General features: G+C 36.7%; 9 protein-coding genes and 1 riboswitch. Of the genes, 5 read left to right on the top strand and 4 right to left on the bottom strand.

The annotated features are described in order from the left end of the window. Window positions 1-643 precede the first annotated feature (643 nt). Window positions 644-1,843 (top strand): isocitrate/isopropylmalate family dehydrogenase, encoded by a 1,200-nt coding sequence (locus BI291_RS16130; RefSeq protein ID WP_074500052.1) that lies wholly within the window; start codon window positions 644-646, stop codon window positions 1,841-1,843. A gap of 64 nt (window positions 1,844-1,907) precedes the next feature. On the opposite strand, the gene cspD is transcribed toward BI291_RS16130, so the two are convergent. Then, window positions 1,908-2,132: a cold shock domain-containing protein CspD gene (gene cspD, locus BI291_RS16135; protein WP_074500054.1), complete on the bottom strand. Its 225-nt coding sequence runs from the start codon at window positions 2,130-2,132 to the stop codon at window positions 1,908-1,910. A gap of 211 nt (window positions 2,133-2,343) precedes the next feature. Between cspD and clpS the strand changes: the two genes are divergently transcribed. Both clpS and clpA read left to right on the top strand, forming a co-directional pair. Further along, window positions 2,344-2,664, top strand: a complete 321-nt coding sequence (gene clpS, locus BI291_RS16140; RefSeq protein WP_074500057.1) for an ATP-dependent Clp protease adapter ClpS — start codon at window positions 2,344-2,346, stop codon at window positions 2,662-2,664. A gap of 29 nt (window positions 2,665-2,693) precedes the next feature. After that, window positions 2,694-4,949, top strand: coding sequence for an ATP-dependent Clp protease ATP-binding subunit ClpA (clpA, locus tag BI291_RS16145; protein ID WP_074500059.1), 2,256 nt, complete (start codon window positions 2,694-2,696; stop codon window positions 4,947-4,949). Window positions 4,950-5,018: 69 nt separating this feature from the next. On the opposite strand, the gene BI291_RS16150 is transcribed toward clpA, so the two are convergent. From BI291_RS16150 to BI291_RS18250, 3 genes are all read right to left on the bottom strand, one after another. Further along, the gene (locus tag BI291_RS16150; protein WP_074500061.1) at window positions 5,019-8,789 is read right to left on the bottom strand and encodes a Calx-beta domain-containing protein; all 3,771 of its coding nucleotides are present in this window, start codon (window positions 8,787-8,789) and stop codon (window positions 5,019-5,021) included. 110 nt (window positions 8,790-8,899) lie between these two features. Then, a complete protein-coding gene (locus tag BI291_RS16155) occupies window positions 8,900-10,600 on the bottom strand; it encodes a proline--tRNA ligase (RefSeq protein ID WP_074500064.1) in 1,701 nt (566 codons plus the stop codon). A 169-nt stretch (window positions 10,601-10,769) separates the two neighbouring features. Continuing rightward, the gene (locus BI291_RS18250) at window positions 10,770-11,093 is read right to left on the bottom strand and encodes an RNA-binding S4 domain-containing protein (protein ID WP_083602136.1); all 324 of its coding nucleotides are present in this window, start codon (window positions 11,091-11,093) and stop codon (window positions 10,770-10,772) included. Window positions 11,094-11,214: 121 nt separating this feature from the next. Then, window positions 11,215-11,296, top strand: a riboswitch (cyclic di-GMP riboswitch). A 70-nt stretch (window positions 11,297-11,366) separates the two neighbouring features. Between BI291_RS18250 and BI291_RS16165 the strand changes: the two genes are divergently transcribed. Next, window positions 11,367-11,711, top strand: coding sequence for a DUF3718 domain-containing protein (locus tag BI291_RS16165; RefSeq protein ID WP_074500065.1), 345 nt, complete (start codon window positions 11,367-11,369; stop codon window positions 11,709-11,711). 651 nt (window positions 11,712-12,362) lie between these two features. Continuing rightward, complete coding sequence (locus BI291_RS16170; RefSeq protein ID WP_074500067.1) at window positions 12,363-12,689, top strand: hypothetical protein; 327 nt, start codon at window positions 12,363-12,365, stop codon at window positions 12,687-12,689. The last annotated feature ends 71 nt before the right edge of the window (window positions 12,690-12,760 follow it).

Raw genomic sequence — 12,760 nt, forward strand, 5'->3', positions numbered from 1 at the left:
CCCTCGCTGGTAACAGCGTGCCGGTTCAAGTCCGGCCCCGGGTACCATTTGCATGCTCTTTTTATCATTCTAATTCAATTTTAAAACCCTTGAGCTACCATGGGTAGACGCATATACAAGTAACGATTTAAAACCCCTTTCTGGAAACGCAAGCGCCCCCAAAAAGGGATTAGATCATTAGTGATGTTAATATCAAGCTTAGACTGTTGTCACTTTATGCGTGATATATTGTTAATTATAAAAAAATTTCCAAGTTTTGATCTTTAATCGTTTATTTCTCAGGGCATGTTTGAATGCATGTTTAACAATAAATCGATACAAGGTAACGTGAAACGTGAAGGAGTGTCATTAAATTTAAAGCAAAATGCTAGGCTTATTTTTGATCGCGCTTTTAGTTTATCAATCAATTTTTAAAGGTATTTATAACCTTTCTTAAGCTGTAAAATATTGTCAAAAAGTAACAATTAACACAGAAAAAGCATTCGTATGGTGATCAACAGACCATAGAGAACAGCCCTTCAAATTTACTACTATTAACCCGCGTGATAATGAATATCACTGATTCTATATTAGAGAAATAAACCTAAGTCGTTTAGCTTAAAGGTCATACCACTATGCTTGGTTTAATGATGAGGAAGGCGAAATGACAACAACACAAAATACTCCTAAACATGGGCAAGAAATCACGCTGAATACCAATGGCAGTTTAAACGTACCTAATGCACCTATTATTCCGTATATCGTCGGTGATGGCATTGGCATTGATATTACACCAGTGATGTTAAAAGTAGTGGATGCTGCCGTAGCAAAGGCATATGGTGGTGATAAACGAATAGTTTGGTTGAAAACCTACGCAGGCGTTAGTGCTACGGAACATTTCAATGATGATATTTGGCTGCCTGATGAAACGGTTCAGGCATTTAAACAATATAAAGTAGGGATTAAAGGCCCGTTAGATGCACCAATAGGTAGTGGCTTACAATCGTTAAGTATTCAACTGCGTGAACAGTTAAAAGTGAAACATAGTATATTTTCGTTTCAGTGCTTTGATGGATTACCTAAATTCATTAATCATCAACAACAAATAGATATTGAGGTGTTTCAAGGCCAACCCTCTTTATTTTCGAATAAAGAACTCAATCAACAAACGGATGATGAAAGCTTTACGAGTACCATCGCTATTAATCGTTCTGATGTGGAACAATTATTAAAAAAAGCGATTGAGCATGCGGTTGCACAAGATAAAAGAAGTGTTGCCTTAATACATGATGGCGGAAATACCGCAGACTTTACAGATGCGATTTGTCGTTGGGGATATCAGTTAGCAAAAACAGAATTTGATGGCAAAGTTATTAATGGTGGTCCTTGGGTGAGTCTTGTTAACCCTAAAACAGGTACTGAAATCATTATTAAAGACATCAGTGTGGAGTCGATGATAGCACAACTTGTTTTAAACCCTGCTGAATATCAAGTGTTAGTTGCACCGTTTGCTTACGGACCAAGCTTACAAAGTTTATTATCTACATTAAGCAATACAACAGGTATTACTCCTGCGTGCTATTTAAGTGATGATGCAGCTGTATTCGAAGCAACACATGGTACTGCTCAAAAGTATGCTGGATTAAATAAAGTAAACCCAAGCGCTTTATTACTTGCTGCTGTGTTGATGTTGAGACATATGGGATGGCACGAAGCGGCGGATAATATTGTAAAAGGAATTCGTGATGCGATCAGGGCTAAAACAGTCACTTATGATCTAGCAAACAAAATAGCAGATAGTACCATGCTAACTAGCTCTGGCTTTGGTGATTGCATCATTGAACATATGAAAATTACTCAATAATATTTTTCATATAGCAGACATAAAAAAACACAGCCTCAGCTGTGTTTTTTTAATATCGGTATTACTATTCAGTTACATCGTCAAAGTCAGACGGTTTGATCACAGATGCGTGATGGCCTTTTGGCCCCGCATTTAGTTCGTAATCAACATCTTGTCCTGCTTTTAATGTACGATAGCCGTCCATTTCGATTGTGGAATAGTGCGCGAAAATATCTTCACCACCGTCATCAGGACGGATAAAACCAAAGCCTTTTGCGTTGTTAAACCACTTCACTTTACCGTGAGCCATACATCAACTTCCTTCTAAATTCATCGGTAATTCGTTATGCTTCCCCAGAAACATTAAGTTCAGTAAATAGTGACTAAAAAATAGTCACTGATTAAATCGTAGATAATAAAATAAATTAGTCAAGTTTTATTCACAACTAATTAACCTATTATTTTTAATTTTTAACAAAATTGTTAAAGCAAATTTTTCTACCACAGACTAATATAAAAGAATGAGCAATTGGAAAGAAATATTCGACAACCAAGAATTGTTGGAAGATGAGGTTGTTGATCAACATCAAAAACCGCCTATGTACAATGTAGTGTTGTTAAATGATGATTACACGCCGATGGATTTTGTCATCGACGTTTTAAAAAAGTTTTTTGGTATGAACGAAGAAAAAGCAACCGATGTTATGCTTGAAGTTCATTACAAAGGTAAAGGTCGTTGTGGCACATTTACTGCAGATGTAGCTGAAACCAAAGTCAGTTTAGTATGCGATTATGCGATAGAAAATCAGCATCCTTTAATGTGTACGATGGAAAAAGTATGATTTTGCGTAGTGTCGAAGTGGAGTAGCCTATGTTAAATAAAGATTTAGAAATTTCGTTAAATATGGCCTTTCGTCAGGCGAAAGAGTCTCGTCATGAATTCATGACGGTAGAACACTTATTGTTAGCGTTGTTAGACAATCCGTCTTCAATACAAGCTTTAAAGGCTTGTGGCGCTGATATGATAAAGCTTAGGCAAGAGTTGCTCGACTTTATTGCCGAAACTACACCTGTGATCCCTGCGGAAGAGGAAGAACGTGAAACTCAACCTACCCTAGGGTTTCAACGAGTATTACAGCGTGCAGTTTTTCATGTGCAATCGTCAGGGAAAAGCGAAGTTAGTGGTTCAAATGTCTTAGTTGCCATATTCAGTGAGCAAGAATCTCAAGCGGCTTATTTTCTCAAAAAATCTGATATTAACCGTTTAGATATTGTTAATTATATTTCCCATGGTATCGCGAAGGCGGAAGGGCAGCCAAGTAATAAAGCACATGAAGAAATAAATCAGCAAGAAGAAGAACCGCGCACAGTGGAAAATTTTGCCACAAATTTAAATGAACAAGCAAAAGTCGGCAGAATTGATCCGCTTATTGGTCGTGCAAGTGAGTTAGAAAGAACGTTACAAGTCCTCGGCCGTCGTCGCAAAAACAACCCCTTATTTGTCGGGGAGGCAGGGGTAGGAAAAACAGCGATTGCTGAAGGTCTGGCAAACCTGATTGTTTCAGAAAAAGTACCTGAGTTTTTAGCTGACACAATCATATATTCTTTAGATCTAGGCGCATTACTTGCCGGTACTAAATATCGTGGTGATTTCGAAAAACGCTTCAAAGCGTTATTGAAAGAACTTGAGCAAGAAGGGAATGCCATCTTATTTGTTGATGAAATACATACAATTATTGGCGCTGGTGCAGCTTCTGGCGGTATGATGGACGCCTCAAATTTAATTAAGCCATTACTTTCATCAGGTAAATTACGTTGTGTGGGTTCTACCACTTATCAGGAATATCAAAATATTTTTGAGAAAGATCGCGCGTTAGCAAGAAGGTTCCAAAAAATTGATATTGTTGAACCAAGTATTGATGACACCACAAAAATTTTACAAGGCTTGAAAGAAAAATATGAGTCGCATCACGGTATTCGCTATACCAATAAAGCATTGCGTGCGGCAGCACAGTTATCGGCTAAATATATCAATGAACGCTTTTTACCTGATAAGGCAATAGATGTTATTGATGAAGCCGGTGCGAAACAACAATTGCTTGCTAGCTCTAAACGTAAAAAAGTGATTAATGATGGTGATATTGAAATAATAGTGGCGAAAATGGCAAGGATCCCTGAAAAGTCAGTATCATCGTCAGAGAAAGATAGTTTACATACCTTAGATAGAAACCTTAAATTAGTCGTTTTTGGTCAAGATCACGCGATTGATGAATTAACATCAGTGGTACGTTTATCTCGTGCTGGTTTAGGCCAAGAAAACAAACCCGTTGGTTCATTTTTATTCGCAGGTCCTACAGGAGTCGGTAAAACTGAGGTGACTCAACAGTTGTCTAAAGTGCTTGGAGTTGAGTTATTACGTTACGATATGTCTGAGTACATGGAAAAGCACGCAGTTAGTCGCTTAATTGGCGCACCTCCTGGTTATGTCGGTTATGAGCAGGGCGGATTATTAACAGATGCGGTGATCAAACATCCTCATGCCGTTGTGTTATTAGATGAAATAGAAAAAGCACACCCTGATGTTTACAATATTCTATTGCAAGTGATGGATCACGGTACGCTAACGGATAACAATGGCCGTAAAGCTGATTTTAGAAATATTACGCTAGTACTAACGACAAACGCTGGTGTAGCAGAAACAACAAGACAATCAATTGGTTTTAAACAACAAGATCATAGTTTTGATGCACTGAATGAAATCAATAAAATATTTTCACCTGAATTTAGAAACCGCTTAGACAATATTATTTGGTTTAATCATCTAGATGATAATGTAATACATCAAGTCGTAGATAAATTCATTGTAGAGCTACAAGCTCAACTTGATGATAAAGGCGTTTCTCTTGAATTAACCAAAGATGCGAAAAAATGGCTTGCCGTTAATGGTTATGATAAAGCGATGGGAGCTAGACCTATGTCTCGCCTGATTCAAGAGCACTTGAAAAAACCATTGGCTAATGAATTGCTATTTGGGGATTTAGTGCAAGGTGGTGTAGCCAAAGTAGGGGTGAAAAAAGATAAGTTAGTGTTAAGTTTTGAATCTAAAAAAGAACTTGTTGAGCATTAAAGTTATTATTTATTTTGTAATTTTATCCTAGGAAAAACGCCACATGATAGTGGCGTTTTTATTGCTTATTTATTTTTTACGTTTAACAAATGTACTAAAGATAAGTAACGAGATCAGGTACCATATAGCGCCTCCGCCACTGCTGCTGCCACCTCCAGTAGTTGGAGGTGGAGTAGTACTGTCATTATCAATAATGGTGACTGTAACAGTATCGTTCTCGCCAAGTAAACTCATGTCATCTGCCGTCAGTGTCACGGTAAATGTTTCATCGCTTTCATCAAGGGTGTCATTGGTAATATTAACGGTGATCGTTTTTTGTATTTCACCGTCTTCAAAGGTTATTGTACCTTCGGTTAACTCATAATCACTGCCATTTAATGCGCTAGCATCATGGGTTTGATAGTTAACCGATAACGCTCCATATGAGCCATTTGAACGGGATATTATTAATGATACTTCATTATCATTTTCATTTATCGAAGTACTCGCCGTTGTGAATGCAACTTTTCCAACAACGGGTTGTTCATCTTCTAAAATGGTGATTGAAAGGTTTTTATCCTCATCATTGATTACAGCTCCATTGGCATTTGAAAGTGATAAGTAAAAAACCCGATCGCCGGAATAATCAGAGTTATTGATGATGTTAACAGTAACCTCTTTCGTGTATTCGCCTTGTGCAAAATTGATCACTTGTTCTTCAAATTGATAATCCACATCATTTACTGCACTTGCATCTATCGCTCCAACCGTTATTGATGCTTCGTTAGGTGCTTGATTCGGCCGTTGTAGGGTCACTGTAACACTAGCTTCACTCTCGGAAACTTCTAAATTTTCTGTTAACCAAGAAATATTGGCTTGGTCGGTATCTTGTATCGTCACATCAATTTTATCAGGGGTGCCAATATTGCCAGTAGATATATTCTCTAAGGAAAGCTTAAAGGTTTTACCCTGATCAAATTCATTATCTCTTACTGAAGATAAATAAAGTACTTTAAAAAACTCATTGTCTGCAAAGGTCAATGTTTGCGATAACTCTACATAGTCATTTCCAGCGGTAGCTGTTTCAGCATTTGCTTTTAAATCGATACTTATTTCGCCACTTCCACCTTGAGATCGAATCACTTTGAACAAATTAATTTCACTATTTTCTTCAAGGGTAAAATGAGTCAGTTGAAAGTGAATACTACCTGGCTGAGTATTGTGATAAATAGGGTTGGTATCATTCGCAAGTTCAGCGTCATTACTCACACCATCACCATCAAAATCTTGTAAGTCACTGATTGGATCGCACGATGACGCTTTAAAGAAGTTACTGACGTTGATAAAACGTTCAACATAGTTTTGTTGCCAGCATTGAATATCTATTAATCCTGATGTATTGATAGTTTGCCATTGATTATGAAGCTCAAATATAGCGCTAACATCAGTCACATTCGAGTTACTGATGTCCAAGTTATTTAACGCTAAGCCATACTGTAAAGCTGAAATATCATTAACCATAGTATTCGTGATATTTAGGGTGGATAACTTCTGTAGGTTGTTTACAAATGCTAAAGAATTTACTTGAGTATTATCGAGCAGCAACTTGGTTAACTGCGTTAATTCGCCCAAACTTGTTGTATTCACGAACGGGTTATTGCTTAGCGTTAACTCTTCCAAATTAGTTAAAGCATTAAGAGCACTGATATTATTTATATTGTTATCTGCTAAATATAATTTTTCCAAAAATGGCATCTGGATAATATTTTCAATGCTTTGTAATGAATTGTTGTTAATTTCTAATACGTTCAAACTCGGCATTTGTTCGCCAAGTGGAATCGTAACAATATCATTATGATCTATTTCAAGCGTTTCTAGTGAAAATAAACTCAAGAGAGGCGAGATGTCAGTAATTTCATTGTGATAAAGTGCTAAAATTTCTAATTTTTTTAAGTTCTCTAATGGCGAAACATCTATTACATCATTGTAGCCTATATATAAAAACCGTAAAAAAGAGAGATTTGCTAACGCAGAAATATCACTTATGTTGTTACTTGATAAATACAAGTATTCAAGTGCATTTAAGTTTTCTAATACCTCAATAGATTGAATGCTATTATTGGTTGCATATAAATAATAAAGTTCGGTTTTACCAGCAAGCGCAGAAAGGTTTTCAATATTATTATCATTTATCCAAAGTTGTTTCATTCGGTTATTGGCTGAAAGTGCAGATATATCAACAATATTATTAAAATCAAGGTACACATTGGTCAACTGGCTTGTTTGTGATAACGCACTAATATCGTTAATGTTGTTATCTGATAAGGATAAGTATGAAAGTTTCGTAAGCCCAGAAAGTGGTGATAAGTCGCTTATGTTATTACTATCTAGCGTTAAGCTAACAATATTTGGAAAATGCTCAATGCCGTTGAGTAAATCAACATTATTAAAACTACAATAAAGATCAGTCACTTGGCCAGCATATTTAATATCGCTGTTGTTAATGGTATTACTTAAACATTGTTTTAAATTGTTATCGGTTATATTGGCTAATGCTTCATTAGCAAGAGCTAAGTTAGGCTCTGCCTGAAATAAGTTTTCTAGCTCAGTATTTACTTGGTTTAATGCGAAACTAGCATCAGCGCCATTTACAGGATCATTTCTATCGATACCACAAGGTAACTCTGTACATAAAATATCAGGATTTGAAAATTTATATATTTTACCAGCGTTGTTAACAGAATAAGCCATTACCGATGAAAAACCATTGTCTACATCTTGTATTCGATGACCTAAAGCGTAAGGAAATGTATAACCTGTATCTCCTTGTGCACGAGAGTGGGCTAGCCCCATGTTATGGCCTAACTCATGGGCAAGTACATAATCACCACAATCGATACTGGTATGACTAAACATATAATTTGTTGAATTAGCAATGGTTGCATTACCCCACGCTAGACCACAAGCTGTATCACCATCAACAAAAGGGCGTAATAGGGCAACCATATCGGCACCTTGTTCAAAACGAATGTTTTCTATATCACTAAATGCTTCATGTTCGTTAAAGGTTATATCATCAAGTGCAGTATCTGAATCTAATTCGGTTGGGTAATCGACTGACATAATATCAGCCGCTGTTATTTGCATATTGACATTGCTATCAATATAAATTTGATTAGTTACTTCTATTAGATGTTCAATACGCGTTAACACATCACCATTGTATTCACTGTCGATAAAACTTTGTGGTATGGCATAGACAAATAATACATCAACATTTGTATTGTTTGCTGCAGAGTTTCTTGCTTTGGTTGGTGCTGAACGTTTGATATTACCGTGATGTTTAAAATGTTTTTGTTCAGGAGCTGCAATATTCTTGTGCTTTGTTAATATTCGTTTTTTGGGTGTTTTTACGTCATTGACAAGTGGTGCATGATGTTTAAATTTTTCTTCGATTATCCAGCCTGATTGCTGTTTACCTTGCGCAACCCATGTTTTTTCTGGTGCAACAATTCGCATAAAAAACTGTTTTTCCCCTAGGGTGATCACCAAAGGTAAGTTTCGTTGCTGTTGATGAATATGAGCAATAATATGTTTTGTATGGGCTTTTTCTTTGATATTGATAATGTTAGCGAGGTAACTTTTACCATCTTTAAGATTTACGGTAAACGTATCACCAATATTAAAAGAGGCCAGGGTACTGGAGTTTAGCGTAAATTTATCGCCTTGCTGATATTTAACACCTATACCTGAATTGCTAGTATGTTGTTCTGCCTGTACGTGACGCCAATTAAATAAATTATCAGCTGCCGATAATTGCGGTGCGATGAGAAAGGTTAAGGCACCTAGAAGATACTTCATATAAACTCCATATTATAAATGATACAACTAAAGTGTATCACATCAAATATGAATACGAAGTTAATATAAACGGCTAAAGAGAGGTGTTTAGCCGTTTATATTATGTATGATTATTCAAATAGACTTAACACATCACCAATATCAAGCAATGATTTTTCACCAGTGATACGATTTTTTACTTCAACTTTGTTGTCATCTAAATTTCGCTCACCAACGATGAGTAACATCGGTGTGCCTATTAGTTCATGATCAGCAAACATCACACCAGGGCGCTCTTTTCGATCATCGAACAATACATCTATCCCGACATTAGATAACTGTTTGTATAAATTTTCAGCCGTTTCTTTCACTCGTTCTGATTTTGCCATGTTCATTGGAACGATCGCGGCTTGAAATGGCGCAATAGCTTTTGGCCATTTTATGCCATATTTGTCATGGTTTTGTTCAATAGCCGCAGCGACTATACGAGAAACACCAATGCCATAACAGCCCATGGTTAACGTTTGGTTTTTACCTGACTCTGTCAGCACACCACAATTCATCGCCTTAGCGTATTTATTGCCTAGTTGAAATATATGTCCAACTTCAATACCACGTTTGATCACGATATTCCCGTTACCACACGGGCTTGGATCACCTTCAATAACGTTTCGTATATCTGCAACAGTATAACGGGTTATATCTTTATCCCAGTTTACTCCAGTGAAATGAAAGCCATCTTTATTTGCACCACAAACAAAATCAGCGATATGTACTGCACTTCGGTCAACAATCACAGGAATTGATAAACCTACAGGACCAATTGAACCTACACTACAGCTAACCGCTTGCTGTACTTCTTCGTCAGTTGCAAAGGTTAATGGACTACTAATTTGTGGTAGGTTTTCAGCTTTAACTTCATTAAGTTGATGGTCGCCTCGCACAACAAGTGCTATTACGGGTTGATCTTCTGTCGCACCTTTGACAAGTAACGTTTTGACGGTTTGGTTAGCTGCAATATTTAATGTTGTTGCCACTGCATCAATTGTTTTAGCATCAGGAGTGGCTATTTCAGTTATTGATTGAGTGCCTTGAGGGCACTCGCCTACTGGGGCTAATGCTTCGGCTTTTTCGATGTTTGCTGCGTATTCAGAGCTATCAGAAAAAACAATATCATCTTCGCCTGAATCAGCAAGCACATGAAATTCATGCGAGCCTTCACCACCAATTGAACCATTGTCAGCAACAACAGGGCGGAAATCTAAACCTAATCTTTCAAATATTCGACAATAAGCATCGAACATGGTTTGGTACGTTTTCTTCAAGCATTCATCGGTAATATGAAATGAATAGGCGTCTTTCATCAAAAACTCTCGGCCTCGCATAACACCAAAACGTGGGCGTATTTCATCACGAAATTTAGTTTGAATTTGAAAAACATTTAACGGTAATTGTTTGTAGCTGTTAACTTCGTTTCGCACAATTGAAGTAATAACTTCTTCATGCGTAGGGCCTAAAACAAAAGAGCGATCGTGACGATCTTGAAGTCGAAGCAGTTCTGGACCGTAATCTTCCCAGCGCTCTGATTCTTGCCACAAATCAGCAGGCTGTACCATTGGCATCAATGTTTCAATAGCACCCGCTTTTGTCATTTCTTCACGAACAATATGTTCTACTTTTCTTAACACACGAAGCCCTGTGGGTAACCATGTATATAAACCTGAGGCAACATTGCGAACAAGACCTGCTCGTAGCATTAATTGATGGCTAATTACTTCAGCGTGCGCTGGGGTTTCTTTCAACGTAGAAAGTAAGTATTGGCTAGTACGCATGGGGTTTTTTGTTCCGTATGAATCATGAAAATATTATAAATATAGTGCCTTTATTCTAACAGGGGGTGGTATTGTGCAAAAGAGAAAAATGTAGTTAATTACCTATTGAAGTAAATACAGTCCAATTATTTAAGATCTTAAAGCATAATCTTGTATATTTACTGTCAATTTACAGTGATATTTTCTTACGACCACCTTTTATTTGCATAGAATTAGACGGTTTACTTGTTGAGTGCTCACCAATAAGTTTTTTCTTTTTTTGAGGTGAACTAGGTGCTTGAAAACATATCAATTGGATTTCTTCACCATTAAATTGCACGATATCTTGGTGGAAAATTTTTTTACGTTTTTGAAACTCCGGCTCACCATTTAAATACACATAACCTTCGGTGATAACAATTTTTGCTTCACCGCCACCACTGACAAGATTAGCTATCTTCAATAATTTATATAATTCGATGGGCTGAGAAGAAACTTCTATTTCGATTGTCATGTTAAACCTTACACATTTTATTTTTCTAAGACATTTTATCTTTTTGTCGCTTGCCTGAACAGTAAGTTTACATAGTTAAAATATTGCTTGCATCTTTGGTTGATATCTATACAATGCGCGCAGCTAGAAACGGCAAGATACTTGAAAGGGTATTACGCAAAGCTACCAGTCTACGGATTTTCTATGACAGTGGAGCTACCTAAGTGATCAAAAAGCTTATCATGCTTGCAGTTTCTATAAAGTTATTAATCTACTTTTTTGGAAAAGGTCATCATGAAAAACTTCGTTATTGTTATTTTAGTTACATTCCTTCTTTCTACTATAGCACCTAAAGCTCAAGCCAATAATGTGGCGCAAAATTTATGTGAATTTGTTGCTGCTGATGCAAAATCAAAACTACGTAGTTACCTAAAATCACAACGAATTAAAATTCGCCGTGTTTTTGATACGGTAGAATGTAATGGTAAAAACCTTTTGCAATTCGCTGCTTCAGCAAATGCTAATGAAACAGGTGCAATGATGATAGGTAAATTACCTAAAAGTGTCGTATCTGAAAATTTAACTGCACTTGCTAATACGGGCTTAAAAGTTGCCGCTGAAAAACGTGTAAATGGCTAATATTAAACGCTAATGAATACGTATGGGCGCTAATAAGCAAATAGCGCCCGTTATTGTTTTTGATGTGGAATAACCACACATTAAAGGCATGCTTTGTCTGAAAGCCAATAAATGTCTAAAAAATAACGCGATAGATCTATAGCCTCTAGAGCGTGTTGATCTTTGCTGTTTAAATTTTGTTCAAATTAAACGCCTTTTGATCGAGGCACTTGGATTATTGCATAGTCATTCTATGGTTAATTCAAGTAACAAAGAGCAGGAGGCGTTTAGTTGAACCCTTCCGGCTGTATCTGTTTGGCATTTCTACTGTGTTAACCCTTGACTGGAGTAGAATAACTACACGGCGCAAGTGTTGCCTTGTATAAATACCAAACAAATTGCGGCAAAAGTAAACATGAAAGATCAACACGCTCTAGTATTTTGCTATAAAAAATGACCTCACTATAAGTATTCAATCTAAAAAAATCACCAGCTTAGATTAACTTTAAAATAAATTACTTACCTAATTGCTAACGATGATTTAACAAATTATTCACATAAGCATAATTGAAGCTGGTGTATTTATTCACTATGGTTAAGACATACAAGGATTCTTGCTAGTGTGAATGCTATTTCATTTTGGCGAGAAAATAGCGATTAAGAGGTAACGTTATGTATTTCCGTGCGTATAGTCGATTGAAATATGATGTAGTAAAAGTCGTTTCCGTGTTGTCTTATATGACTATTCTAGGATGGGTAGTTGCATTTTTCATCTATGGTGATCACCGTTCTGCGTTAGCCAAATTTCATTTAAGGGATTCACTTGGGTTAATTATCACCGGAGCACTGCTTGCATTAGTCCCTTTTGTTGGTTGGGTATTATGCTTAGGTATTATCGTACTTTGGTGTACTGGGTTTTATCATGCATTAACTGGCCAACGTACACATCTTCCGGTTGTTGGTGACTTCTACCAAAAGCATCTAGATTTCATTCGTTAAAATAACTCGCAATAAACAGAGCTAATGAAATTTAACGTGAAAGGTACGCTATGGATTAAACGGCGCTAGAG

This window comes from Thalassotalea sp. PP2-459, assembly GCF_001913705.1.
Taxonomy (GTDB): Bacteria; Pseudomonadota; Gammaproteobacteria; order Enterobacterales; family Alteromonadaceae; genus Thalassotalea_C; species Thalassotalea_C hakodatensis.